Genomic DNA, 25,912 nt, shown 5'->3' on the forward strand with positions numbered 1-25,912 from the left:
TACCAGGCAGGTGTCCCTCACGCTGCCAAGTACCCGACGCCACAGACCCGGTCTGCACTGTCCGTCCCTGTCCGGCTCCTGGATCTGGCCGAAAGGTTGTGGGTATTTTCCGGCTCTCTGGCATGAAGCCGTCTCGCCTGGTGGGCACGTACCGGCGCAGGCGTGTTCCGCGCCCCGGAAAGACGAGGGAGAGAGGAACTCCGTGAGCAGGCAAGTACCGTTGGTCGACGGCCATCCATTGCTCGGTTCGCTGAACGAATTGCGTACCGATACGCTCGGTGCTTATCTGCGGGCGCAGCGTTCCTACGGCGACGTGGTGCGCTTCGAGGCCGGCCCGCCCGGAATGCGGGCGGAGGTGTACGGCATATTCTCCGCCACCGGAATTCAGCAGGTGCTCGGCGCCCAAGCGGCCAACTTCCGCAAGGAAAACGCCGTCTACACCGAAATCCGGGAGTCCATCGGCAACGGTCTGCTCACCAGCCAGGACGAGGAGTACATCTTCCAGCGCCGCATGGTGCAGCCCTTCTTCACGCGCCGCCGGGTCAACGGCTACGCCGACACCGTCCGGCTCGAAGCCGAGGCCACCGCCAAGGATTGGGAGGCCGCGCCCGGCGGCCTCGTCGACGTGTCCACCGAGATGGCCGAGTTCGCGCTGCGCGCGGTCACCCGCATCCTCTTCGGCTCCGACATCGACACGGCCATCGACGTGGTGCGCCGCAACTTCCCCGTCCTGGGCGACAGCGTGCTGCGCCGCGGCGTCACACCGCTGCGTATCCCCCGCAGCTGGCCGACGCCCGCCAACCGCCGGGTCGGCGCGGCCCAGCGCGAGCTGTACGCCGTCTGCGACCGGATCATCGCCGAACGCACCGCGGCCGGCGCCACCAGCGAGCAGGACATGGTCTCGCTGCTCATCCAAGCCCGGGACGAGGACGGCTCGGCGCTCAGCGCCGAGGCGGTACGCGACCAGGTGCTCGTCTTCATGCTCGCGGGCCACGAGACCACCGCCACCGCCCTCGCTTTCGCCCTGCACCTGCTCGCCACCCACCCCGAGGCGCAGCGCAAGGTGCGGGACGAGGTGGATGCGGTGCTCGGCGGCCGGGCCGCGGGCGCGGACGATGTCGAGTCCCTGCCGTACATCAACCAGGTGCTCAAGGAAGCGATGCGGCTCTACCCCTCCGTGGCGATCATGGGACGTCGAACCGCCGCCGAGACGGAGGTCGACGGATTCCGCATCCCGGAAGGCGCCGACGTCTACCTCAGCCCTTGGGTGACACACCGGCACCCCGACTACTGGGCGGACCCGGAGGGCTTCGACCCCGACCACTTCACGCCCGAGGCCGAGGAGGCCCGACCCCGCTACGCCTGGTTCCCCTTCGGCGGCGGCCCGCGCGCCTGCATCGGGCAGCACTTCTCGATGCTTGAGGCGGCCATCGCTCTCGCGGCCCTCTTCCAGCGGTTCGAGTTCACCGCGGTGGACCACGACATACCCCTCGGCCTCGCGATGACGCTGCAGGCCAACAGCTCGATGCGCGTCCGCGTGGCCCCGCGCGAGCAGGCACCGAAGGCGGCCGCCTGATGAGAGAGCTCCTGGACGTAGTCCTCGACCCTGACCGCACCCAGCGGGACGTCGCGGCCGTGCCACTGCCGAAGACCTATCGCGCGATCACTCTCCGCAAGGAGGAGGCGGAGATGTTCGCGGGGATGGCGAGTGCGGAGAAGGATCCGCGTAAGTCGCTGCATCTGGATGAGGTGCCGGTGCCCGAACTCGGCCCGGGCGAGGCGCTGGTGGCGGTGATGGCGAGTTCGGTGAACTACAACACGGTGTGGTCCTCGATCTTCGAGCCGCTGTCGACGTTCGGTTTCCTGGAGCGGTACGGGCGCCGCTCGGAGCTGGCCCGGCGCCATGACCTGCCGTACCACGTGATCGGCTCGGATTTGGCGGGGGTGGTGCTGCGGACCGGTCCGGGCGTGAATGTCTGGAAGCCGGGTGATGAGGTGGTGGCGCACTGCCTCTCCGTCGAACTGGAGTCGTCCGACGGGCACAACGACACGATGCTGGATCCGGAGCAGCGCATCTGGGGTTTCGAGACCAACTTCGGTGGCCTGGCGGAGATCGCGCTGGTGAAGTCCAATCAGCTGATGCCGAAGCCGCGCCATCTGAGCTGGGAGGAGGCGGCGGCGCCCGGTCTGGTGAACTCCACCGCCTACCGGCAGCTGGTCTCGCGCAACGGGGCTGGCATGAAGCAGGGCGACAACGTCCTGATCTGGGGCGCGTCCGGCGGCCTCGGCTCGTATGCCACGCAGTTCGCCCTCGCCGGCGGCGCCACCCCGGTGTGCGTGGTCTCCAGCCCCCAAAAGGCCGAGATCTGCCGGAAGATGGGCGCCGAGGCGATCATCGACCGCAGTGCCGAGGGCTACAAGTTCTGGAAGGACGAGCAGACGCAGGATCCGAGGGAGTGGAAGCGTTTTGGCAGGCGGATCCGTGAGCTGACCGGCGGTGAGGACATCGACATCGTCTTTGAGCATCCGGGCCGTGAGACGTTCGGGGCGAGCGTGTTCGTCACGCGCAAGGGCGGCACCATCACCACCTGCGCTTCGACGTCGGGCTATCTGCACGAGTACGACAACCGCTATCTGTGGATGTCGCTGAAGCGGATCATTGGCTCGCACTTCGCGAACTACCGGGAGGCGTGGGAGGCCAACCGTCTGATCGCCAAGGGGAAGATCCACCCCACCCTCTCCAAGGTCTACGCACTCGAAGACACCGGGCAGGCCGCCTACGACGTGCACCGCAACCTGCACCAGGGCAAGGTCGGCGTCCTCGCCCTGGCCCCCCAGGAGGGCCTGGGCGTACGCGACCACGACAAGCGCGCCCAGCACATCGACGCCATCAACCGCTTCCGGGGCGAGTGGCCGCAGAGCACCGACCGGCACGAGGGCTGTCCGGGCCCGGCAGAACTGTGAGCGCCCCGGGCTGTACGGGCTCGACGGGCCTCTCGAAAGGTATGCAAGCAGTGGAATCCACCGCATTGGCAGGCGCGGGCACCAGCGGCACGGCCGAACCCCGGCACGAGGGATCCTTCTACCGCGACGGCGGAGCCCCTGTGATCATGAGCGCCGCGCACTTCCCCGACGAGTTCCTCTCCTTCTTCCAGATGGAAGGGCTCACAGCGCGGGAGGCGGTGTCCCGGTACGCGTGCGACAGCCTCGTCGAACTCGGCTGCTACGACGGGCGGGCGCTGGAGGTCGCCAAGGCGGCCGACATCGCGTATCTGGGCGTCGACGTCAGCAGGAACGCCATCGACGTCCTCAACCGCAGGATCGCCGACGAGGGCCTGCAGGACCGCGCCAGAGCCGTGCTCGGCGACATGCTGCACAGCGGCGAGTGGGCCGCCGGGATCAGCGGCAGCCGCCCGCTCCATCTGGTGCCGTTCAACCTGCTCGGCAACTTCCCTGAGCCGGAGAAGGTGATAGCCAGCCTGAGCGCCGTCGGCGGCATGGCCCTCATATCGGTGTTCAACGACGACGCGCGGACCACCACGCTACGCCGCGCCTACTACTCGACCTGCGGCATCGGGGACCTCGAAGAGGTGCCCGGCGAGTACGGCGGCGTGGCCTTCTGCGGCAAGGGCGGCTTCCGCTCCCAGTCCTTCAGCGAGGAGGGCATGAACCACCTGTTCACGGCGGGCAACGCCACGCTCGTGACCCAGGCCCGCAACCGGCTCGGCCGCTGTGTCGTGGTGCGGTTCGACTGACGGACTGCCCACGTACTGACCGCGGACCGCCCACAATTGCCCGCGAACTGCCTGCGAACCGCCCACGGACTGACCCCGGCCGACACGGCACAACGTCCCTTTGGTATATGGCTACTTGGCCCTACGCAGCACAGCACCAGCACTACCCGGACGGATGGACGAACCACCATGACCAGCAGCGACGACCTCAAGCAGCAGACCGACCCGGCCCACTTCTTCGCCACCGACATCAGGGTCGGCCGGATCGTGTCGGTGGAGGAGTTCCCAGAGGCCCGCAAGCCCGCCTACAAGATCAAGTCGGACTTCGGGCCCGCGGGTGTGCTGCAGACGAGCGCCCAGGTGACCAACTACCCCGCGGAGGAACTCCAGGACCGACTGATCGTCGGCGTGATCAACCTGGGCAGGAAGCGCATCGCCGGGTTCGCCAGCGAGTTCCTGGTCCTCGGTTCGTACGACGCCGATGGTGCCGTCCATCTCCTCGCGCCGGCGGCGGCGGCCGTTCCCGGGGACACCGTTGGCTAGTGCGGCCCCCCACGTCGTAGCCCTTCCGTCCGCAGGGACCGCTCCGGTGCCGGTGGCGATCCGGACGCCGGGGCTCAGGTCGGTGCGCCTCGGCCGGGTCGCCGCGGAAAGCGCCGCCGCCCTGCGCCACGAGCACCTCCTGGACCCCGGGGAGCGGCAGCGGCTCGGCCGGTTCCGGCGCGCAGCGGACCGGGACCGCTACCGGGCCGCACACGTGGGGCTGCGGGTCCTGCTCGGCGAGGTGCTCGGGGTGAGCCCCGAGGCGGTGCCCTTCGCCCGGGAGCGGTGCGCGGGCTGCGGCGGCCCGCACGGCCGCCCCGTCGTGCCCGGCAATCCGGTGCGGTTCTCGCTGTCCCACGCCGGGGACTGCTATCTGATCGTCGTGTCGGACCCGGCCGTCGCGGTCGGCGTCGACGTGGAGGCAGTGCCCGAACCGGCCGCCCTGGACGGGCTGACGGGGGCCCTGCACCCGGCGGAGGCAAAGGAGTTGCGGGCGCTGCGCCCCGAACAGCGCCCGGCCGCGTTCGCCCGCTGCTGGACGCGCAAGGAGGCCGTACTCAAGGCCGAGGGCAGCGGCCTGCACCGTGAACCGGCCGGCCTCCACGTCGGCGTGGCCGCGGAACCGGCCCTCCAGCACCCGGCACCCGCCTTCCGCGCCCTGCGCCTCCTCACCGTCCCGAGCCCCGACGGCTACGCCGCTTCCTGCGCCGTCATGGCCCCGCCCCAAGCGTGAGACAGACCGCGGCGTACCCACGAGCAGCTCCGTCCCCCACCTGCTCCCGCCCCCTACGTTCCCTACAGGAGAGCCCATGCCCAGCAAGGCAACAGCCAACAGGTCCGACAGCACAGGAAGTACAGGCACGGCGAGCATGCAGGGCGGGACCGGGGCGACCCTCTTCCTGCTGGCGTTCGCGCAGTTCATCGTGACCGTCGACTACAACATCGTGTACGTGGCCCTGCCGGACATCGGCCAGGCACTCGGCTTCTCGGCCCAGTCCCTGCAGTGGGTCGTCTCCGCGTACGCCGTGTCCTTCGGCGGGCTCCTGCTGTTCGGCGGCCGCGCCGTGGACCGGGTCGGCGCCCGGCGGCTCTTCCTCACCGGCCTGACCCTCTACGCGGCCGCCTCCCTCGTCGGAGGCCTGGCGACCGGCCAGGCGGCACTGATCGGCGCGCGCCTCGCCCAGGGGGTCGGCGGCGCCGTCCTCCTGCCCGCGGTGCTGGCGCTCATCGCGACATCCTTCGACGAGGGCCCGCAGCGGAACAAGGCGTTCGGCGTGTGGGGCATGGCAGGCTCCCTCGGGCTCGCCGCGGGTGCGCTGCTCGGCGGCGTACTCACCGACCTCGGGTCCTGGCGGTGGGTCTTCTTCGTCAACATCCCGTTCGCGCTCATCGTCCTGATCCCCGCGCCGAAGGTGCTGCGTCCGGACGGCCCCGCCAACAGGGCCGGCGGCTTCGATGTGCCGGGCGCCCTGCTCGCCACAGTCGGCGTCTCGGCGATCGTCCTGGGCCTGGCCACGGGCCCCGAGGAAGGCTGGCTGCGCCCCCTGCCGCTGGCGGCCCTCGGCACCGGCATCGTCCTGCTCGCCGCCTTCTTCGCCACCGAGGCCAGGACCCGCAGCCCGCTGATGCCGCTGAGGCTGCTCAAGAACCGTCCGCTCGTCGCGGCCATGGCCGTCGTGTTCCTCTTCCAGACCGGCCTCGCAGGCGGTTACTACGTCTTCACCACCTACGTGCAACCCGTACTCGGATACAGCCCTCTTGAAGCCGGCCTCGCCTTCCTGCCCCTGACGCTGGTGTCGATGATCGGTGCAGGAAAGCTCGCGCCGAGGTTCATGGGCCGCTTCGGCCTACGCGGCACCCTCGCCACCGGCATGATCCTCAACGGCGCGGGCCTCGCCCTCACTTCGGCCGTCATGACCACCGGCGGCTCGTTCTACGCGCTGCTGCCCGGCTGTCTGCTGTGGGGCCTGGGCGGCGGCCTGGTCTTCGTCTCCGTCTTCGCCTCCGCGGGCTCCGGCGTGGACATCGCGGAACAGGGCGTGGCCGGCGCCATGGCCTCCACCGCCCAACAGGTCGGCGGCGCGGTCGGCCTGGCCGTCCTGGTGGCCGTTGCCAACTCCACCTTCACCGGCACCTACCTGGACGCGGCCAAGGACGACGTCGTATCGGGCCTGCGACTGTCCGGCCTGGTGGGCGGCGCCCTGCTGATCCTGGGCGGCCTGCTGGCCCTGGCCCTCACCCCACGCCCGCGCCCCGACGACGGTGCCACCCCCGAGGCCCAGTCCTCCACGGCGAGGGGGTGACCCGGCGCTATCGCTCCCCACGGTCCTACTGCTGCCCCCGGCTGACCGTTGCGCCCCGGCCCTACTGCTCGAAGCGGCACCCCATCCCACATGGGGAACATCCACTACAACTACCACCGGCCCCACAGCGGCGCGGGAGGGCAACCGCAAGCTGCCCGACTACGTGACGGTGCCACCAACGTCGTGGCCTCGTACAGCAGGGCCACGACCTCGTCGCTGTCCGTACGCTGGCGGCCTTCGCGAAGGGCGGACGAGAGCGCTACGGTCTTGCGCCCGATACGCGGGCACGATTCGAGCGCTGTCTGTCCGAGAGCGCTCAACCGGATCTGCCCCTGTCGGTGATCCCGCCATCGCCCTCCCCGCGTCGGCGCGCGATCCGGCAACAACGGCTCGATCCGCGCTCACTGCATGTCAGTTAAGCCGCACCCAAACCAACGATCAGGTGATCCGAGAGGACGGCCTAACCCCCAGAGGACTGAGACCGTACGAGCCGAGGCTCGGGACAGAGGTTAAGAGACACACTTACTGGGAGAACGCGTAGGTCTGGACGGGGTCGAGGTGCAGTTCGCGGGGCCCGAAGCAGTCGGCCGCGAGGGTCGCGACCGGAGTGCCGCAGGGGCAGGCCCGGTTGAGTCCTTCGTCGCCTGTCGGTCCGCAGCACCCATTGCTGTTCTCCCAGTTGGGCAGGGGCTGGAGGCCGGCGGCATCGTCGGGATGCACCAGCACTGTGTGCCGCGTGCCGGCCGAGATGACGAAGCCTTCTTCGTGGCAGACCGCCGGCCCGCGCGACTGAGCCGGCCTCGGGTTCTCTTGATCGTCCTGCACGACATAGGGGGATCCCCAGGGCTCGGGACCGATCGCGTAGTGGCCCCGCGGAACGGTGGAGGGTGCCCGGCGTGTCCTCATGTCCCGGTCGCGCTCGTCGTCGGAGACGTCAGGGACGGAAGCCAGCTTAGCCAGCTCCGGCGTGATCGCGGTGCGGCACTTGGAACAGAGGAAGACGGTCATCTCCTCGTTGTAGTGCTCAGGGCTGCTGCTTCGCATCCTCGTTTCGCTGTTCGGAGTCGATGCGCGCGACAACGCCACGGAAGTCGGGGTTGCCAGGTGAACGGCGGGGGCCGGTCCGTGAGGTCGCACAAGGGCGGCGTCCGTCTGCTCTGGGGCGGCGAGGCTGTCCTCGATTGCGGCGACGTCGCCGAGCCAGCGATGTCCAACGGTGCGGGTGTTAGGTGGCCTCCACGGCGACGGTCCAGCCATCGCCAAGTCCCGTGCCGTGTACGGAATCCACCGCATGGCAGATCCCCACACGGTCCCGTCCGCGACCCTGCGGCGCATCCTCGTCAGGACCACCGCCCGCACCCTCACCCAGCGGGTCCCGAGGCCACGACCCCGGACCGGCCACCCCCACCGCAGCACCCAAACTCACCAGCGCCACCCTTGACTTCGACCACGACGAACTCGCCCCCAGGCCCACCGCCGCGCCCTGCGGCCTCCAACGCGCCCGCGTCCGCACCATCAACCTGCGCGCCGAACACCACACCGACGCCAATCGGGCCGTGCAGCAAATCGTCCTGACCCTCGTCGCCGTCCTTGGAGTTCGGAGAAGGCTTCCATGGCTTCCGGGGCGGTGACGTTTCAGACCTGCAAATGCCTTGCGCTGGGCTCGGACTCGACGAGGTAGGCGAGGGGGGGGCAAAGGGCCGACGCGGCTCCGAGACGACGTACCCAGCTGCCCTACCGCGCGGCAACCGGTGTGTTCTGGGCCATGCGGATGCGCCACTGTCCGGAGGCGTCCGGCATCAGTGTCATCGCCAGGATGCCCTCCATGGGGTCGCTGCCAATCTGCGTCTGCCGGTCGGCTCCGGCGGACCTCTGGCGCGCATGGGCCACAGCGACCTCCGGCGTGAGGAAGGCGATGCTCTCGACGGTGTAGCTCACCGTGATGTCCGCCAAGGGGCCGCCCTCGCCGAAGACGAAGGACTGCGCCTGATACAGGCGATCGGCGCCGAATACCAGGTTGCCACTGAAGTTGACGAAGATCGTGTCCGGCGAGAAGAGGTCGTTCATTGTCCTGGCATCGTTCTGATTGAACGCGGCCTCGTAGCGGGCCACGACCTCGGCAACCTCTTCTTCACCGCTCGGGGTTCCGGCCTCTTCGATCACGTGCACGCTCGTCACGGACAACTCCTCACTGGGCGGTACGACTTCATCAAGTGGGTCGACTTCGTGACCCAGCCTCGTACCTCAACCGCACTTGATCTCAACTGTGTTCACGACGTCATGTGGGATTCAGCGGGATCCGGGGGCGTTCGCGACGTGGCACGAGCCGGCGCCTCGCCGTGGCCGTACGGAAACAGCGGGTCCTCGGTGCCGTGCAGCACAAGTACGCGATCACCGCCTCGCGATCCGACCAGTCGGGGCAGTCGAGCACGGAGACAGCATCCCCGCGGCCCAGGCTGCGGGGATGCGTGCTGCCCAGGTCAGGGCGCCAGACACTCGGTGGCCGGAACCTCCGTGGGAATTTCCAGGGAAGCAGGGTCTACGAGGGACGTGACGTCGCCCGCGGCCTGAGCGACGCAGTCAACGGTCTGCACGGGGTCGGGGCCGGCGCTGGCAGGCGACCGACCAAGTGATCTTCGAGAACATGCCGTCCCCGTCCCAGCGCGCGGGAATGACGTGCCTGCGGGCGGGCAGGAGGTGCTTGCGCGGCAGCCGCCGGGCACCAGCGTGCGAGTCACGCCGTCGATGAGCGAACACGCGAAGGAGAGCGCCTATGACACAGGGCGAACCGGCCACCAAGAACCCGGACAAGGGCTATGTGGCGCTTCTTGGGTGGAGTCTCAATGCGGTGGAAGCCCTAGACCGGTTCGACCGGCGATACGTCGTCGTGGCCCCGGAATGGGCCGAGAAGTACTGCGTCGATCACGAAATCCCCTACGTGCCCTGGAATTTCGAACGGCTCAACGACCGCTCCATGGAGATCGCCGAGACTCTCAAGGACGCGGGTGTCGACGTCGCGATCCCGCTGTACGAGGAAACGGTTGAATGGGCAGGGGCGATCAACTCCGTCCTCCTCGACAACCCGCGCTTGTACGGTCAGGCCATGCTGCTGCGGGACAAAGCGCTGATGAAGCGCCGCGCTCAACTCGGTGGTATCCGGGTCGGAATCTTCGAGGAGGCCCACGACCGGGACGACGTGATCCGCTTCCTCAAGCGTGTCAATCAGACGCTGCTCAAGCTGGACGGTGACCCGAACGACCCGATCCACCTCAAGGCGTTCGACAAGGCCGGATGCCTCGGGCACCGCGTCATCCGTACCCCGGACGAGATCGACATGATTCCGGAGGAGGAGTTCCCCGTTCTCATGGAATCCCACCTCGACGGCTGGGAGTTCGCGGTCGAGGCGTGGGTGCACAACGGGAAGATCAAGTTCCTCAACATCTCCGAATACGTCACTCTGGGATATTCGGTGTTCGTGCCGGCAACCCCGGAACTGGAGCGCTACCGCCCGCAGATCACGGCGCAGATCGAGAAACTCATCAAGACGTTCGACATCGAGTTCGGCTTCGTGCACCCGGAGTATTTCGTCACGAGCGACGGCGAGATGTACTTCGGCGAAGTCGCGTACCGGCCACCGGGGTTCAAGGTGTTCGAGCTGCTTGAGCGGGCATACGGCTTCAACGCCTACCAAGCGCTGGTGCTGGCCTTCGACCCGAAGACGACCGAGGAGGAGATCGACGCCTTCTTCCCGCGCGAAGTCGTCGACGCGTCCGGGATCGCCGGCTGCTTCGGTGTCTACCCGCGCCGCCGCGTCGTCAGCGAACTGGAGATCCCGGAGGAGACCGAGGACGACGACTACTACGAGTCGCACGACCTCTCGACACCGCTCGAGGAGACCGTCACCAAGAGGACCGCGTTCGGCACCCATTGGGGCCTGGTGTACTTCTTCGGTGACGACCCCTACCGCATGCGCGACCTGCTGAAGAAGCAGGAAGAGCTCGACTTCTACGTCTGACGAACTCGTGGACGTGGGAGGCCAACCCGAGGAAACCCTTTGAAACCGACCGTCGACGTCAGCGGTGCGGCCGCGACGCTGGACAAGCGCGTGACCTCACTCGACGACGCCATCCAGGCCATGGCCGAAACCCGCGACTTCGGCAAGTACACGAAGCTGCGACGGGTCCTGGAAGCACTGCGCCGGGTGCTCATACAGCCGGGCGGCGCCGGAGCGGTGCAGGCCAGGGCGCAGGCCCTCGAGGAAGCCGGGCTGTTCCGGGAGACGGACTGGGCGTCACCGGAGATCCTCGTACCGGCGCTGGTCAGCGGAAGCCTGCACAGCGGAGACGTGGACACGGTCGTCATGGAGGCGACCAGCGAGCTGCGGATGCTCGCGGTCGCCCGCGGCGACTTCGCGCACCCGACGCTGCCCGCCGAGGACGCCCGCCAGTTCCTGTCCCAGGTACTGGCGAAGAACCTGGAGCTGCTGTTCAGCGCGCCCAGCGAGGCGGAGCGGATCCAGCAGGGCCGTACCGCACAGCTCATCCGGGCCCTGTTCCGCCACCTCGCCGAGGAGATCGGTTACGACAGCGTCCTGGACGACCTGGTCGACGAGATCTGGCGGATCCTGCGCCAGCGCCCGATCCAGGTCGAGGCGGCGCAGTCCCTGATCACCCGGATCGCGATCTACCGCAACGACCCGGACGTCGCTCTCGGCCCGTCGTCGGGGCAGGGCATCGACCGGCTCATCTCCAGCCTGTACGGGACCACCGAGGCGTGCCGGGAGGACCCCGGCATCGACGTCTTCCGCTCCCGGCTCGAGGCGATGGACGCCGGCGGCCTGCAGTACGAGGCGACGGGGTTCGCGCGGGCGATGCACGACACCGGCCTGGTGTCGCCGTACCACGCGGAACTGCTCCGGTTCCTGCTGCGCGAGAGCGACCACCTCTACCTCGTCGGTGAGGCGCTCGGTCTCTCCGACACCGGCCGGAACTGCCTGCTGCGCTACAGCCAACTGGTGCACCGGCTGATCGAGGTGGCCGTCCACCCGCAGACCGCGCAGTGCATCTACGGCCTTGCGCTGCTGCTCGACCGCGGCATCCTGTACGAACCGCCGGTGGTGCCCGCGCTCTGGCGCCAGTTGGCGCTCGAACTCTCGCCGGTCGCGCGTGAGCGGCTGACGACGGTGTTCGGCGAGACGCCCGGCCCGCGGGCCCGGCTGGTCGCGGGGGTGCTCTCGATGCTGGGCCTGCCGCTCGGCGTGGGGCAGGGCGACAACCCCACCTGCCAGTCGGCCCGAGCCCTGTCGATGTGGGCCTACAACGACCCGGACTACCTGCTGCGAGTAGTGGTCTGGGCCGCCCGTGACGACGAGATCCTGATGCACTTCGAGGGCCGGCCGATCTCGTCGAAGGACAGCGTGAGCGGCGTCACGAGCACGCTGCCGTTGGACCTGGACCCCGTCTCGCTGCTCGTGGTGCCCCACCTGGACCGGATCTACGCCGAGATGGGGCGGCGCTGCGCCGAACGGCCGGGCGACCCGCACCGGTGGGTCAACCCCGAGTTCCACGGCTGGTGGACGGCCCGTGGGTTCCACATCAACGTGGACGTCGCGACCGGGAACCTGGTCGAACTCGACGCGTTCCTGCGGCAGTTCCACGCCAGCTACCACCCGTCGTACAACGGCGAGCAGCCGCTGATCCATCCGCAGCCGGCCGGTGTCGCCGTGACCGACAGCGCGGCCCGCTATGTCGGCTGGCACGCGATCACGATCCTGCGGGTCGCGCCGGACCCGCAGGACGTCATGCGGGTGTATTTCTTCAACCCGAACAACGACAGCGGCCAGGACTGGGGCGACGGCGTCGTCGTCTCCACCGCGGGCAACGGCGAGCGGTTCGGCGAGGCCTCACTGCCGTTCGACCAGTTCGCCTCGCGCCTCTACATCTTCCACTCCGACCCGCTCGAGCACGGCGAACCGGACCGGGTGCCAGCCGAGGACGTCACGCGCATCATCGGCTACATCGAGCGCAGCTGGGGCAACGACCGGCTGCCCGGGGGGACACTGCAAGCCGCCGAAGGGCCCACCGGCCTGTGATGAGGTTCTCGAGCTGGCCCACGGGCTCCCGCAGGCGACCATTCGCGGGTGTCACGTAGTTGTGTTGCGGGGCATGATTTGTTGACAGGCCCGATCGTTGACGGGCCCGATCGTGGATCCGCTGGGTCAGCGCGCGGAGATTCGTGACTTCTTGACCTTGTTGCCGCAGGTGTTCATGGAGCACCAGCGGCGGTTGGCTGCGCGGCTGGTGTCGAGGAAAAGCCCCGCGCATCCGGGGCCTTCGCAGTTCTTGACGCGGTCGCGGTCGGGGCCTCCGAGGACGCGGACGGCATCCGTGGCCAGAACTCCGAGGGCGTCACGGACCGGGGTCGTCTCCGTCAGGCGCCACACCGCGTGTCCGTGTTCCAGCGCAGCCTTCGCGTGCCCGGCGGCAGCCATCGTGTTGAGCGTGCGGACATCCTCGGACTCCGGCTGTCCACCTGCGGCGATCGCCGACCCGATGCGGTAGATCGCCTCGCGCAGTGCGACGGCGCCCTTCAGATCTTTCGGCGACACGTCTGTGACGCCGAGCCCTGTGGCCGCCAGCCACATCTTCAGCCGTGCAGGGTCAGCCAGCCGCTCTCCAGGCGTCAGGCCTGCGCGACCGCTGACGGTGGCGGTGAACCGGAACGCCAGGACTTCGTTGTCCATCCGGAACACACGACGTACATCCCCGGTCATTCCAGCCTCCGTAGTAGGCGATACGCGCTGAACCCCTTCAGGCGGTTCGTTGCGATCGTAACTCCATGGCATCCTGTGAACTGCTTCAGACGGTTCAAGGGGAGGAGTGCTCGGCGTGAGCAGCATCGCGGTCATCGGTCTGGGAGCCATGGGGAGGCCCATCGCACGCAACCTCCTGAAGGCCGGCCACGACGTCATGGTGTGGAACCGCTCCGAGGGGCCCACGGACGAACTGGTCGCCGTGGGAGCCCGTCGTGCCGCCTCGGTCGCGGAGGCCATGCAAGCGCCAGTGGTCTTCTCGGTCCTGTCCGACGACCGGGCCGTCGCCGAGACGTTCACCGACTCCGGTGTCCTCGCTCGGACCCCGGGCGGGACTGTGCACGTCAACCTCGCCACGGTGAGTACCGACCTGGCTCGCCGGGCCGGGGCAGCGCACGCCGAGCACGGTGTCGGATACGTCGCGGCACCGGTCTTCGGCCGTGTTCCGGTCGCCGAAGCCGGAGCACTCAACGTCCTTGCGGCCGGCGAGCATGCGCTGCTCGACCGTGTGCAGCCGTTCTTCGACGTGATCGGCTCACGGACCTGGCGCCTCGGCGACCGTCCGGAGCAGGCCAACATCGTGAAGATCCTCGGGAACTACCTGATCGCCTGCGCGATCCAGTCGCTGGGCGAGGCCGTCAGCGTCGCGGAACGCGCCGGTGTCGACTCCGGGCAGCTGGTCGAGCTGCTGACTTCCACGCTCTTCCCCGGAGCCGTCTACACCGGCTACGGGTCGATGATTGCCGAACGGCGCTACCAGCCGGCCGGATTCACCACAGTCCTGGGCCGCAAGGACCTCCACCTCGCGCTCGACGCAGCGACCGACCAAGGCGTTCCGCTCCCGATCGGTGAACTACTGCGTGCTGTCTTCGACGAGGCCATCGCCGACGGTCGCGGCGCGGACGACTGGGCGGTCATCGCGGAACAGCAGCCGCGGTGACTGCGGCGGCAGCCGCGGTGACCACGAGGGCAGCCGGGGTACGAGACGACCTCGAAGCCCCGACGCCTACGACCCTCCGGCGGCCGTGCCCTCGCCGGTTGAGCTACCGCCACCCATGCCGTACGGACTTCTCGAGGAGCGTGAACGACTTGGGCGTACCGCCCGGCTGCGGTTTCCCCTCCTTGCGTCCCACAACCCGGTAGCCGGCGTCGAGATAGTACGCAAGGAGGCGTGTGTTGGTGGCCAGGCAGTCCAGACGAACCAACGGTCGGCCTGCCTCGGCCACGCGTCGCTCCGCGATGAGCAGAAGTTCCCGCCCTGTCCCGGGCGGGACACTTCCGCGGTCCACCATCAGCCGGTGCACATAGCCTGCCGTCGGCGGCTGCCGCCCCCAGGCGTCCTCGTCCTCCCACCAGAGCTCCCAGGCCCCGACCACACGATCGGCAGCCTCCGCGAGCCATACCTCCCCGCTCTCCAGGATCCGACGGAAGTGGTCCTCGCCCAGCTCACCGGGCTGCCATTGACCAGTGACGCCGTGGGCGAGCATCCAGCGGGCCGCGTCGTCGCGCAGACGTACGACGGCGGCAAGATCGGCGTCGTCGGCGAGACGGAAGCGTAGATCGTCCACGCCGCGATCCTCGCACGGGCGTTCCCCCTGCATCGACCAGCCGGTGGTCGGGGCCTGCCCGTCAGCAGCGCGCCCGCCCGGGGCGGTGTTCCCGTGGCGCGGAGATGGCCGTGAGGTAGTCGGCCAGTGCTGTCGCGGTGTTCGCGAGGGGGAAGCGGGCGCCGAGTTGTCCGTCGGGGCGGACGATGAAGCCGGTCGGGCCGTCAAGCCGGTAGAGCCGCGCGAACTCCCCGGCGGCGTCGCGGTACCCGGGAACGGTCAGGGTGGCGGTGGCGTCCGGTGCGGCTTCGCGGGCGAGCACGGCGATGGTCTGCAGGCGTACGTCGGGCACGTCGCGCACATCGGGCACGTCGGGCACGTCCGGCACATCCGGCACGTCGGGCACGGCGTACTCGGGGCCCGCACGGCCACCGCCGTCCGCTGCGGCTCCGGCGGCCCCGGCGGCCTCGGCCACGTCGGTGGTGTCGGCGGCGTACAGGAGCAGCACGTGCCCGGTGCGGCCACGCAGGATGTCGAGCAGGCGCAACGGGTAAGTGGCCAACGGGCCGGTCAGCCCGGTGCAGTCCGGGCCCCGGTCGCCGGGCTGGGGCGCGTCGGTCGGTCCGTCCGGGGCGTGGGAGAGCGGGCCGTCCCGGTAGCCGACGAGCAGCTGGGCCTGACGGAGGATCACGGTCCGCGGGCTGTCGGGGTCGGCCTCGATGCCGCGCGTGGCGTGCCGCACGGTCCGGCCGACGACTTCCTCGCCGACCGGGCGGCGCTCGGCGTCATAGCTGGTGAGCAGGGCGGGCCCGGTTTCCCCGCGGACGACGAGCGCCAGTTTCCAGGCGAGGTTGCAGGCGTCCTGGATGCCGGTGTTCATGCCCTGGGCGCCGGTGGGCGGGTGGATGTGGGCGGCGTCGCCCGCGACGAAGACGCGTCCGTCGCCATAGCGGTCGACGATGCGATGGCTGATGCGGAAGACGGAGGAACAGCGCATCCGGGAGAGCCGGGCGGGGCGGGGTGCGAGGCGGTCGACGACGGCCTGGAGGTGGGAGAGCTCCGGGGCGCGGCTGCCCTCCAGGCCGTGCGTGACTCCGTCGTCCCGAGCGGGCCCCCGGTTCGCCGTCGCCGTGGAGAGTTCGGGCGGGACCAGCGCCGACATGCGGTAGCGGCCCGTTCCGGGCAGCGGGATGCAGACCAGCAGGTCGTCGGTCGAGCCGTCGTCGGCCTCGTGACTGGACCGGATGCCGTATCCGTGCGGCAGGTCCCAGTCGGCCTCGACGTCGCCCCGCATGTACTCCTCGGGGAAGGCCGCGCCCTCGAACGTCAGGCCCAGGCCCTTGCGGACGGTGCTGTGCGCTCCGTCGCAGCCGATCAGATAGCCGGCCCGCAACTCCTCCTCGGCTCGGCCGCGGTGCGCAACCGGGCGGTGACCCCATCCCGGTCCTGAGCGAACGACAGCAGTTCCGTCTCGCGCTCGATGACCGTACCGAGGCCCGCGACATACTCCTCGAGCAGCCGCTCGGTCTCGTACTGCGGCAGCGCGGCGAACCCGTAGGGCACCTCGGGCGGCAGCTCCAGGTCGATCCGCGCCCGCTCCCGGCCGTTGACGTAGGTCAGCTGGCCGAGCATCGGGACGGCGCGTTCCATGGCGGCGCGGGCCAGACCCATCCGGTCCCAGATCTCCAGGGTGCGCGGCTGGACACCGACCGCCTTGGCATAGGGAAGACGGGCGGGCAGCCGGTCGACGAGCCGACAGCGCAGCCCGTGGCGGCGCAGCTCGGCCGCCGCGCTCAACCCGACGGGTCCGGCGCCCGCGATCAGTACGTCGGTCGTACGGGTGCGCGCCACGAGAGCCTCCCATGCCTGGCCCCGGGGCCGGCCTCGGATCCATCGTCGCCCGGCTGCGCGCGGGCGGCGAGCCGGGCACGTGGGGACCGGCGAGCCTCGGGGCGGGCGGGTCAGCGACTTGCCGCAGTGACCGGACTCACCTGCCGCAGTGACTGGACTTACCTGCCGCAGTGACCGGACGCAGGTGCCCCCGGCTGCGTGGCGGGAGTCCCTCAACCGGCTCCCCGCCACCCCGCGTTCGGGCATCAACGGGGCCGCGGGCCGAAGACGGTGCGCTCGTGCTCCGCGATGCGCACGTCGTTGATACTCGCCTCGCGCCGCCGCATCAGGCCGTCAGCGGCGAACTCCCACAGCTCGTTCCCGTACGAACGCCACCACTGCCCCTCCCCGTCGTGCCACTCGTACCGGAAGCGGACGGCGATGCGGTCCTCTCCGAACGTCCACAGCTCCTTGCGCAGCGCGTAGTCGAGCTCGCCCGCCCACTTCTCGGCGAGGAACGACTCGATCTCCGCTCGGCCGCGCAGGAACCGGTCGCGGTTGCGCCACTCGGAGTCGGGCGTGTACGCCTGCGCCACGCGCTGCGGGTCGCGGGTGTTCCAGGCGTCCTCCGCGGCCTGCACCTTGGCACGGGCGTCGGCCTCGGTGAAGGGCGGTACGGGTGGCCGGGTCGCGGTCATCGTCACTCCCCCCACGGCGAGTTCCGGACGACCTCGACGAAGTCCGTTGCTGCGAACCCGGGCGAGAAGTGCGCCAGCACGTCCGCCTTCACGTTGCCGAAGGCGGTCCGCGGCCGGTGCGCGATGCCGTCGGTGAAGGCCTCCAGAATCCGCCGCTTGAAGTCCGGGCGCGGGTGTACGGCGACGACCGCGGCACGCCGGTCCTCGGGCACCTGGTCGAGCCCGACCCCGAGCACGTCCAACTCCACCCCGGCCGTCACCAGCGCCACCTCCGGCTCCATCCGCTCCGGGATACCCGGCGTGGTGTGCAGGGCGATGGCGGTCCAGACGCGGCGGACGGCGTCCTCCGGTATGCCGTGCGCGTCGAGGAAGCGGCGTGCCTCGTCGGCGCCGTCGAGCTCGAAGCGCTGGTCGTCGGTGCGGTACTTCCCGGTGAGCCCGAGGTCGTGGAACATCGCGCCCACGTAGAGGAGTTCCGCGTCGTACGCCAGGCCGCGGCGGGCTCCGGCCATGGCGCCCCACAGGTAGACCCGGCGGGAGTGGTGGTAGATCAACTCGCTTGCGGACTCGCGGACCAGCTCGGTCGCCTCGCGGGCGAGCCGACCGCCGGGGACGTCCACGCCGGCGATGCGGTCGGCCGCTTGCGCTGTCGCTTGCGCTGCCGCGGTCATGGTGCCTCCAGATGTCGTCGCTATGTCGTCGCTATGGCGTCGCTATGTCGCCGTTGCTCGCCACCGAGCCTGCCGCCGCCGGGCCACTCCACGCGATGTCTCCGCAGACAGGTACCCCACACATTCGGACACGCCTCCCGGCTAGGCTCCTCCGCATGCCGCCGCGCCCGACCCGCCCGCCCCGCCCGCCCCGCTCCATCGCCGTCCTCGCCTACGACGGCGTCCGCCTCCTGGACGTCACCGCCCCGTTGGAGGTCTTCGCCACCGCCGCGGCACTCGGCGCCGCCTACGAGGTCACCCTCTGTTCCCCCGACGGAGCCGAGGTGACCGCCTCCACCGGCACCCGCCTCACCCCCGACGCCGCCTGCGCGGACCTGCCCGCCCCCCACACCCTGATCGTCCCCGGCGCCCCCGACCTCCCCCGCAGGCCGCCGCCGGAGTCGCTGCTCACCGCCGCCACCGCGCTGGCCCGACGAGCGGACCGGGTGGCATCCGTCTGTACGGGCGCGTTCGTGCTCGCACGCGCCGGTCTGCTCGACGGCCGCCGCGCGACCACGCACTGGCGGCACGCGGCGACGCTGGCCCGCACCCACCCTCGTATCACCGTGCAGCCGGACTCGATCCACGTACAAGACGGCCGGGTCCTCACCTCCGCGGGAGTGAGCGCGGGCATCGACCTGGGTCTGGCCATGGTGGAGGCGGACGCGGGCCCCGACCTGGCCCGCGAGGTCGCCCGCGACCTCGTGGTCTTCCTGCAACGCCCCGGCGGCCAGTCGCAGTTCTCGGTCCCGGCCCGCACCCCGCGCCCCCGCCACGACGTGCTCCGCACGGTCCTCGACGCGATCCACTCCGATCCGGCCGCCGACCACTCGGGCCCGGCGCTCGCGGCCCGCGCCGGAGTCAGCGTCCGCCACCTCACCCGCCTCTTCGCGGCCCAGGTCGGCGAGACACCCGCGGCCTACGTGGAGGCGGTGCGCTGCGAGGCGGCGCAGATGCTGCTCGTGTCCGGGGAGACGGTGACGGCGGCGGCCCAGCGCTCGGGCCTCGGCAGCGACGAGTCGCTGCGCCGGGCGTTCCTCCGCCGCCTCGGCGTGACACCGTCGGCCTACCGCGCACGCTTCGGCACGACCCGCGCCCCCGGCTCGGAAGGGCGTCCATGAGCGGCTCAGCGTCTGTCCGCCGCCCGGCGGAGAGTTGACGGCCTGGCGGAAGGCGTCGTCCGCACCTCAGGACCCGACCCCGTCAACGCCGCCGGTCCACCCCGAGCCACCCCGCCGGTGCAGTCACAGGTGGCCGAAGACGTGCAAAGGCACCGACAGTGTCCTGTCTCATCGCGGGCTGAGCGGGCCTCCGTCAGGTCACTCCGCCGACAGGCGCGGCGTGCGCGCCGGCACCGTGCGCCGACTGCCTGTCCTCTCGAAGGCCGCCGCCAGGGACAGCAGGGCATTGTCGTCGTAAGCGCGGCCCGCGAAGGTCAGCCCGACGGGCATGCCGGTGTCCGTCATGGTGCCCATCGGCACGGTCACGGTCGGTATGCCGAGGTGGCGGGGGACCAGGTTGCCGTTGGCGACCCAGACGCCGTTGCGCCAGCCGAGGTCGGCGGACGCCACGCTGACGTCCATGTCCGCGGGGCCCACGTCGGCCACCGCGGGGAAGACCACCGCGTCCAGGCCCAGTCCGTCCATCCACAGCTCCAGGTCGACGCGGCGCGTTTCCTCAAGGCCGCGCAGCCCCTGCTCGAGGTGCGGCATGTCGGTGAGGGACGCGTACGGGCGCTCGCGCGCGAAGCGGGGGTAGTCACCGATCGTGTCGTCGAAGCCGTCGTACCGGTCGGGCAGTTCGCCCTCGTGCTTGGGCCAGATGCGGGTGCCGTCGACGTCGGCCAGGGTGGGAAGCGCCGGGTCGCCGTTGGCGCGCAGGAAGTCGTCCCAGGCCCAGGCGGACAGGTCCTCGATCTCGAAGGTGAGGTACGCGCGGCTGACCAGTCCGCGGGTGAGCAGCGAGGGCGCACCGGGGCGGTCGGACTCGTAGTGGGACACCACGGGGAAGTCGACCTCGACCACCTCGGCGCCGGCGGCCTCCAGGTCGCGGCGGGCGGCTTCCCACAGCGTGATCACCGAGGGGCGCGTGTCGACGCGCTGCCCGGTCTGGCCGCCGATGCCGCCGGCGGGGTTCGTTCCGGCGTCGGGGTCGGCGTTGATGTACATCCGGGGCACGCCGACGCGCTTGCCGGCCAGCGCGTCGGACGCGGCCTCGGCACCGGCGGGGGCCAGGGCCGGGTAGGAGGCGGGCCGTACCTGCGAAGCCGCGGGCAGCGCCACCCACGGCTGTGCGCGCCACAGGTCCCCGCGCGTGTGCGGGTCGTCGGCGACGATGACGTCGAGCAGTTCGAGCAGGTCGGACATGGTGCGGGTGTGCGGGACCACGACGTCCATGGTCGGTACGAGCGGCCAGTTGCCGCGGACCGAGATCACGCCGCGGCTGGGCGTGTAGGCGCACAGCGCGTTGTTCGAGGCGGGGGCGCGGCCCGAGGACCAGGTCTCCTCGCCGAGGCCGAACGCACCGAAGGACGCCGCCGTCGCCGTGCCGGAGCCGTTGGAGGAACCGGAGCCGTAGGCGCTGGTGAGCCAGTCGGCGCTGTACGGGCTCTCCGCGCGGCCGTACACGCCTCGCTGCATGCCGCCGTTCGCCATCGGCGGCATGTTGGTCAGGCCGATGAGGACCGCGCCGCCCGCGCGCAGCCGCTCGATGGCGAAGGCGTCGTGCTGGGCGACGAGGTGCTCGAAGGCCGGGGAGCCGGACGCGGCCGTGAGCCCCTTGGCGAGGTAGCTGTCCTTGGCGGTGTACGGGATGCCGTCCAGCGGGCCCAGCGTCTCGCCCCGGGCGCGGCGGGCGTCGGAGGCTTCCGCTTCCGCCCGGGCGTGCGGGTTCATCACGACCATCGCGTTCAGAGCGGTGGCCGTACCGGTCCTGTCGTACGCGTCGATCCGCGCGAGGTAGGCGTCGAGCAGCCCGACCGCGGTCGTCTCGCCCTTCTCCAGCGCTTCGCGCAGGTCGGCGATACAGGTCTCCACGACATCGAATCCGCGCGTCATGTGGGTGTCTCCCGGGTGGTGAGTAGGGCAGGCGGGCCGCTGGCCGTCGGGGCGACCGCGCACAGCCGGCCGTCGCGCCCCCATCGTACTGACTAGATTTTCAGTCTAGACTAAAGGTCTAGATTACCGGACTAGACTTGGGACCTGGATTTCCGGAACCGAAAGTGAGCTCATGGCGACGTCAGAGACCGGGCCCGCGCTGCCCGACCGGAAGCGTCAGCGCAGCGGGGACGAGGCGCGGGAGCGGGCCATGCGGGCCGCCATCAGCGTCATCGCCGAGAAAGGCACAGCGGCCCTGCGGATGTCGGACATCGCCGCGCGGGCCGGGATGAGCACCGGGCACATCCTCTACCACTTCGGCAAGAAGGACCGGCTCCTGCTCGAAGTCCTCGCCTGGAGCCAAACGGATCTCTGGAACCGGTACCAGCAGGCCGCCGACCAGGCCGCGTCTCCCGCCGAGAAGCTGGACCTGTTCGTCCGCTTCTACCTGCCCCGCCACCAAGGCGACGAACGCTACGCGCTGTGGACGCAGGTACTGGCCCAGCGCCACGACGAAGCGGGCCGACAGATCCTCACCGAGCTCCTTGACGGCTGGGACCAGCGCCTGGAAGCCATCCTTCGTGAGGGCCGGGACCTCGGACACTTCACCGACGTGGACCTCCCCGAGTTCACCATCAGGGCCGTCGCCATGCTGAGCGGGCTCTCCGAAGACGTGATGTTCGGCCGGTCCCGCTGGCAGCACACCTCCGCACACGCCTTCGCCCTGTCCGCCCTCCAACGCGAACTGCGTGCTACCGGTCAGGGCTGACGGAGGGTGGAGCCGCTGATCCCGACGTAGCTGCGAGCCAGGCTCCCCGGCAGTGAGGGGCGCGTCCGGTCAGAGCGCGCCCCGCGGGCGGTGGCTTTCTCTCAGGAAGGGTGACGACGCGGAACTGGTTCAGTCGCCGTCACCAGTGCTCCGGTTCAGGCCGGGGCTCGTGTACCTCTTGGAGCGGCGCACCATCTTGCCTGCGGCGAGCGTCACAGTGGCCACGGCTCGGACCCAGCGGGGCCCTCCACGCTGCGCCCACACCACACACACGCACCCGCCGACAGCAAGAGCCAAGACGCCGATGAGCAGAACGATCATGTTCCCCCCTGTGTTCATTGGTTCGTCCTGCTGATCGTCTCAGGTCGGGGAGGGCAACCGTGCGCGAGGGAGCCCATGGAAACGCCGACCTCGCCCGACGCGGATCTCCCGACAGGCCGTACGTTCCAACCCATGACCTGTACCTGGAAATCCCGGCTGGTGGCCCAGTGAGCGGCTGGTGGGCCTACTTGGATGAACAGACCTGCCGAGAGGTCGATGCCGATGTGCTGCGCGACCGCCGGCTGTGGGCGGTCAGGTCTGTCTGGGAGGCGCTGCGTCCGCTGGGGGTGGGCCTGCACGAAGCCGAGCGGCTGGTCCACGCGCGATACGAGGCTCTGGGCGACCGCGTACAGCGCACGCCGCCTGATCCGCTGGACCTCTCCTCGCTCGCAGCCCGCGCCGCGGCTCTCCCCGGCCGTGTGGTGGCGGTGGAGGCGGTCTGGGACGGCGATACAGTGCACGACTGGTTCGTACGCATGGTCGCGGTCCTGGACGCCCCGGAGGGGGAGGGCCACCTGGCGACCGTCTATCACTGCCCTGACGGCTCTCCTCCTGGCGTTGCTGCCGACGTGGCCGGCCAGGCGCTGGCCGGCCACCTTCAGGTGCCTTTCCACTTCACGTCTCCGGACGTCCCTGACGACGACGCTCCGCGCTGGAGGACGATCCAACCGCTGGCGGAAGGGCCGTGACCTGGGCAAAGGCTGGCGCCGAAGCCAAGATCGGTTGCCGGTCGACGGCGAGGCCGAACGGCTCGCAGCACCGTCGCGCCGCCGCCGGGAGCACCTCGACGCGAACACGTCGTTGACACCTGCCGGCCCGTCCAGTGCGGCCGAAGCTCCTCCTCGGACACCACCCCACCCGGCAGCGGCAGTTGACGCCGCACGAACCACAACAGCCCCGTGGAGTTCCTCACCAAGAAACCGCCTGACCGAAGCGCTCCCGACAGGCCGGCAGCGCCACCGGCCTGTCGGGGAGCACCAAGGGGGCTCAGCTGCCGAAGGGGACGTCCCGGCTGGTCGCCATGCGGCGGGTGCTCGGATGCGCCTTGACGTAGTCCCGGATGTACGAGAGGGACTCCCGCACACCACTGTCGTCCGTGCCGCAGCCCTTCAGGCCGTTGACGCCGTCGGGGTAGCAGGACATCCGGTTGCCGTAGATCAGCGCGTCCACGGCGGCGCCACCGTCGGAGTCGGCGGAGTCGGTGGAGTCGTCGAGCAGGGTTTCGGCGCGCTCCCGGTCGCCGGGGCCCACGGTCCAGCCGACCGTCCGGGCGAGTTCCCCGCGGTCCCGGGCTTTCCCGCCGGCCTGCAGCTCCTCGCGGATGCTGCCGAACTTCAGCGCCATGCTGAACAGGCCGTTGTCCATCACCCGCTGGTTCTGCGCGATGCCCGCCCCGTGCTCGGCGTAACCGCCTTGGACCGCCGCGTAGTTGCCGCTGTAGGCGACGCCTTCCTTGCTGTTCAGGCTGCCCGTCACGTCCTTCCAGCCGCTGCCGCCCTCGGTCCCGTAGAAGCCGTAGAGCACCCGGATGCCCTGGCTCTCCAACTTGCTGCGGGCCAGATCCCGCAGGGCGACCGCGGAGCACTGCTTCTTCTCCGGATCACGGCTGTCGCACCAGTCGGGGTTCTTCATGTCCAGCCAGACGAACGAGACTTGACGCCCCGTCCGGTGCTCCTTCGCCACCTGGTCGAACATGTCGGCCATCGTGTCGCCGTAGCTGGTGAGGGTGCCGTCGTGGTCCGCCCACCAGCCTTCCTTCCAGGCCGTGGCGTCGATCTCCAGGGCGTTGGCGCCGTCCCGGAGCGCCGCGGTCACCCCCTGAGTGGTGAGTACCCGGTGGGCGATGGCCCACGTCGGGCGCTGCTTGCTGTGGCCGGACCGCTCTGCGGGCTTCCTGCCGGAGTCTTGGGCGGCGGGTGCTGCGCTCTGGGCGGCGGATGCGGCTGCGGTGCCCATGGCAACGGTGAAGAAGGCCAGGGCCAGCGGAAGCAGTGTCCTGCGGCGTCTGCGTACGGCGCTCATCCAGACGGGGTCCTCTCTGTGGTTCCGGGCTGCTGTGGGGACAGCCCGCTCGCTGTGCGGCGCCTGGGATGCGGCCGAGGCGGACAGCAGGCAAAACTCGGAGGAGCGTATGCCCACTTACCGTCCGGTAACCAGTAAGTGTGACGGAAGTAACCGGTCAGTAACCTGGCCCTCGCGGTGCCGCCGGGATTCACTGCACCTCCCCAGCCCGTCTGAGCCCCGTTCGCCTTCCCAGGATCGCGTGGCATCCGACGACGAGGAGAGACAGGATGCAAACGCAGGGAATCAGCCGGCGCGCGATGCTCACGGGGGTCGGCGGCGTCGGCACCGCCGTCGCCCTTGGCACCTTCGGTCGGCAGGCAGTGGCGGCCGAAGACGGCACGGCCAAGTTTCCGCTACCGGACAAGACCGAATTGAACGTACTGATCACAGGAGACGCGGGCACCGGCACGCCCGAACAATTCGCCGTCGCAGCCGCCGCGCGAAAACTCTGCGAGAGGCGCGGCGTCGACCTCGCGATCGGGCTCGGCGACAACATCTACGAGAACGGCCCCGAGGACGTCCTGGACGACGAATTCACCACGAAGTTCGAGGAGCCGAACAAGGGCATAGACGTCCCCTGGCTGATGGTCCTCGGCAACCACGACACCAGCGGCATCATCCCCGGCAGCGGCGGCCGCCCCTCCCGCGGCGACCACGAGATCGCCTACCACCAGCACTCCGCGCGCTGGTACATGCCCGACCGCCACTACTCCGTGGCCGTCCCCCAACGGGCCCCCGTCGCCGAGTTCTTCGCCATCGACACGACGCCGCTCTCCTCGTACGTCCTGCAGACCGACCCCGAGTACCACTGGGACGGCCCCTTCGCCCACAAGCAGCGCGCCTGGCTGACCGATTCACTCGCCGCCTCCCGCGCCCACTGGAAGTTCGTTTTCGCCCACCACCCGCTGCGCAACAACGGCACGCACGGCAACGCGGGCGCGTACGAGGGCATCACGTGCGGCGACTACATGAGCGGAAAGCACGTCAAGAAGCTGTACGAGGAAGTGGTCTGCGGCAAAGCCGAGTTCATCCTCTCAGGCCACGACCACACGCTCCAGATCCTGGACACCGGAGCCGACCACCACGGCACCCAGCAAATCGTCTGCGGCGCCGCCGCGAAAACCAAGGGAAAGGCCGACCAGCCCGAGAACAAGGAGTTCTGGGCGGCCTACGACACGCTCGGATTCATGATGCTCTCGATCAACGCCGACCGCGTCGTCACGGACGCGTACACCGTCGATCCCGAGACGTCCGACTACCAGCACGCGTACCGCCACACACGGACGGACCGAATCGGGGGCTGACGCAGAACGGAGCCCTACGTCGCGGGCGGGCCTGTTGTGGTCCGCCCGCGCATCTGGGCCGAGGAAACCAGCGCACTTTGGCTCTGTCCTTGAAGAGCTTGGACTTGTAGCAGGCGCCGTTGTCGGTCAGGACCCCGTTGGACGGTGATGCCGTGCGCCTGGAAGAAGGCGTTCGCCCGCTTC

Annotated in this window: 22 protein-coding genes and 2 pseudogenes; 14 read left to right on the forward strand and 10 right to left on the reverse strand. The window is 70.0% G+C overall.

Annotated elements, in window-relative coordinates; genetic code table 11:
- The first annotated feature begins 202 nt into the window (after positions 1-202).
- The 7 genes and pseudogenes from QIT00_RS29585 to QIT00_RS39040 all read left to right on the forward strand — a co-directional run.
- The gene (locus tag QIT00_RS29585) at positions 203-1,576 is read left to right on the forward strand and encodes a cytochrome P450 (RefSeq protein ID WP_282538504.1); all 1,374 of its coding nucleotides are present in this window, start codon (positions 203-205) and stop codon (positions 1,574-1,576) included.
- Entirely contained in the window at positions 1,576-2,964 is a 1,389-nt protein-coding gene (gene ccrA / locus QIT00_RS29590; protein WP_282538505.1) for a crotonyl-CoA carboxylase/reductase, read from the forward strand. The genes QIT00_RS29585 and ccrA overlap by 1 nt, the downstream gene beginning before the upstream one ends.
- A gap of 50 nt (positions 2,965-3,014) precedes the next feature.
- Positions 3,015-3,755, forward strand: coding sequence for a hypothetical protein (locus QIT00_RS29595; protein WP_282538506.1), 741 nt, complete (start codon positions 3,015-3,017; stop codon positions 3,753-3,755).
- A gap of 168 nt (positions 3,756-3,923) precedes the next feature.
- A complete protein-coding gene (locus tag QIT00_RS29600; RefSeq protein WP_282538507.1) occupies positions 3,924-4,277 on the forward strand; it encodes a tRNA-binding protein in 354 nt (117 codons plus the stop codon).
- A 46-nt stretch (positions 4,278-4,323) separates the two neighbouring features.
- The gene (locus tag QIT00_RS29605; RefSeq protein WP_282538508.1) at positions 4,324-5,010 is read left to right on the forward strand and encodes a 4'-phosphopantetheinyl transferase family protein; all 687 of its coding nucleotides are present in this window, start codon (positions 4,324-4,326) and stop codon (positions 5,008-5,010) included.
- Positions 5,011-5,086: 76 nt separating this feature from the next.
- Positions 5,087-6,580: an MFS transporter gene (locus tag QIT00_RS29610; RefSeq protein ID WP_282538509.1), complete on the forward strand. Its 1,494-nt coding sequence runs from the start codon at positions 5,087-5,089 to the stop codon at positions 6,578-6,580.
- Between the two features lie 96 nt (positions 6,581-6,676).
- Positions 6,677-6,778: pseudogene (locus tag QIT00_RS39040) on the forward strand (IS481 family transposase); the annotation flags it as partial.
- A gap of 324 nt (positions 6,779-7,102) precedes the next feature.
- Here QIT00_RS39040 and QIT00_RS29615 read toward each other — a convergent pair.
- Together QIT00_RS29615 and QIT00_RS29620 are read right to left on the reverse strand one after the other, a co-directional pair.
- Positions 7,103-7,588 carry a hypothetical protein gene (locus QIT00_RS29615; protein ID WP_282538510.1) on the reverse strand — a complete coding sequence of 162 codons (486 nt, stop codon included), beginning with the start codon at positions 7,586-7,588 and terminating at the stop codon, positions 7,103-7,105.
- Positions 7,589-8,314: 726 nt separating this feature from the next.
- Positions 8,315-8,758, reverse strand: a complete 444-nt coding sequence (locus tag QIT00_RS29620; protein WP_282538511.1) for an SgcJ/EcaC family oxidoreductase — start codon at positions 8,756-8,758, stop codon at positions 8,315-8,317.
- 595 nt (positions 8,759-9,353) lie between these two features.
- On the opposite strand from QIT00_RS29620, the gene QIT00_RS29625 reads away from it, so the two are divergent.
- Positions 9,354-10,595, forward strand: coding sequence for an ATP-grasp domain-containing protein (locus QIT00_RS29625; RefSeq protein ID WP_282538512.1), 1,242 nt, complete (start codon positions 9,354-9,356; stop codon positions 10,593-10,595).
- A 39-nt stretch (positions 10,596-10,634) separates the two neighbouring features.
- The gene (locus QIT00_RS29630; RefSeq protein ID WP_282538513.1) at positions 10,635-12,671 is read left to right on the forward strand and encodes a hypothetical protein; all 2,037 of its coding nucleotides are present in this window, start codon (positions 10,635-10,637) and stop codon (positions 12,669-12,671) included.
- Positions 12,672-12,797: 126 nt separating this feature from the next.
- On the opposite strand, the gene QIT00_RS29635 is transcribed toward QIT00_RS29630, so the two are convergent.
- Positions 12,798-13,352, reverse strand: a complete 555-nt coding sequence (locus QIT00_RS29635; RefSeq protein WP_282538514.1) for a CGNR zinc finger domain-containing protein — start codon at positions 13,350-13,352, stop codon at positions 12,798-12,800.
- A gap of 115 nt (positions 13,353-13,467) precedes the next feature.
- Between QIT00_RS29635 and QIT00_RS29640 the strand changes: the two genes are divergently transcribed.
- A complete protein-coding gene (locus QIT00_RS29640) occupies positions 13,468-14,331 on the forward strand; it encodes an NAD(P)-dependent oxidoreductase (RefSeq protein ID WP_282538515.1) in 864 nt (287 codons plus the stop codon).
- Positions 14,332-14,434: 103 nt separating this feature from the next.
- On the opposite strand, the gene QIT00_RS29645 is transcribed toward QIT00_RS29640, so the two are convergent.
- From QIT00_RS29645 to QIT00_RS29660, 4 genes and pseudogenes are all read right to left on the reverse strand, one after another.
- Positions 14,435-14,959, reverse strand: coding sequence for a GNAT family N-acetyltransferase (locus tag QIT00_RS29645; RefSeq protein WP_282538516.1), 525 nt, complete (start codon positions 14,957-14,959; stop codon positions 14,435-14,437).
- Between the two features lie 61 nt (positions 14,960-15,020).
- A pseudogene (locus QIT00_RS29650) lies at positions 15,021-16,789 on the reverse strand (FAD-dependent monooxygenase).
- A 245-nt stretch (positions 16,790-17,034) separates the two neighbouring features.
- Positions 17,035-17,466, reverse strand: a complete 432-nt coding sequence (locus QIT00_RS29655; RefSeq protein ID WP_282538517.1) for a nuclear transport factor 2 family protein — start codon at positions 17,464-17,466, stop codon at positions 17,035-17,037.
- Between the two features lie 2 nt (positions 17,467-17,468).
- Positions 17,469-18,137, reverse strand: a complete 669-nt coding sequence (locus tag QIT00_RS29660) for an HD domain-containing protein (RefSeq protein WP_282538518.1) — start codon at positions 18,135-18,137, stop codon at positions 17,469-17,471.
- A 155-nt stretch (positions 18,138-18,292) separates the two neighbouring features.
- Here QIT00_RS29660 and QIT00_RS29665 point away from each other — a divergent pair, with 155 nt between their 5' ends.
- Positions 18,293-19,297, forward strand: coding sequence for a GlxA family transcriptional regulator (locus QIT00_RS29665; protein ID WP_282538519.1), 1,005 nt, complete (start codon positions 18,293-18,295; stop codon positions 19,295-19,297).
- A 198-nt stretch (positions 19,298-19,495) separates the two neighbouring features.
- On the opposite strand, the gene QIT00_RS29670 is transcribed toward QIT00_RS29665, so the two are convergent.
- The gene (locus tag QIT00_RS29670; RefSeq protein ID WP_282538520.1) at positions 19,496-21,232 is read right to left on the reverse strand and encodes an amidase; all 1,737 of its coding nucleotides are present in this window, start codon (positions 21,230-21,232) and stop codon (positions 19,496-19,498) included.
- A 172-nt stretch (positions 21,233-21,404) separates the two neighbouring features.
- Here QIT00_RS29670 and QIT00_RS29675 point away from each other — a divergent pair, with 172 nt between their 5' ends.
- The gene (locus QIT00_RS29675; RefSeq protein WP_282538521.1) at positions 21,405-22,040 is read left to right on the forward strand and encodes a TetR/AcrR family transcriptional regulator; all 636 of its coding nucleotides are present in this window, start codon (positions 21,405-21,407) and stop codon (positions 22,038-22,040) included.
- A 129-nt stretch (positions 22,041-22,169) separates the two neighbouring features.
- On the opposite strand, the gene QIT00_RS29680 is transcribed toward QIT00_RS29675, so the two are convergent.
- Positions 22,170-22,379: a hypothetical protein gene (locus QIT00_RS29680; RefSeq protein ID WP_408909882.1), complete on the reverse strand. Its 210-nt coding sequence runs from the start codon at positions 22,377-22,379 to the stop codon at positions 22,170-22,172.
- A gap of 149 nt (positions 22,380-22,528) precedes the next feature.
- On the opposite strand from QIT00_RS29680, the gene QIT00_RS29685 reads away from it, so the two are divergent.
- Positions 22,529-23,050, forward strand: coding sequence for a hypothetical protein (locus QIT00_RS29685; RefSeq protein ID WP_282538523.1), 522 nt, complete (start codon positions 22,529-22,531; stop codon positions 23,048-23,050).
- Between the two features lie 298 nt (positions 23,051-23,348).
- On the opposite strand, the gene QIT00_RS29690 is transcribed toward QIT00_RS29685, so the two are convergent.
- A complete protein-coding gene (locus QIT00_RS29690; protein ID WP_282538524.1) occupies positions 23,349-24,383 on the reverse strand; it encodes a PI-PLC domain-containing protein in 1,035 nt (344 codons plus the stop codon).
- A gap of 269 nt (positions 24,384-24,652) precedes the next feature.
- On the opposite strand from QIT00_RS29690, the gene QIT00_RS29695 reads away from it, so the two are divergent.
- On the forward strand, positions 24,653-25,729 hold the full coding sequence (locus QIT00_RS29695; protein WP_282538525.1) for a metallophosphoesterase: 1,077 nt from the start codon (positions 24,653-24,655) through the stop codon (positions 25,727-25,729).
- The last annotated feature ends 183 nt before the right edge of the window (positions 25,730-25,912 follow it).

Origin of the sequence: Streptomyces luteolus, assembly GCF_029968015.1 — a bacterium.
In the GTDB taxonomy this organism is placed as follows: Bacteria; Actinomycetota; Actinomycetes; order Streptomycetales; family Streptomycetaceae; genus Streptomyces; species Streptomyces luteolus.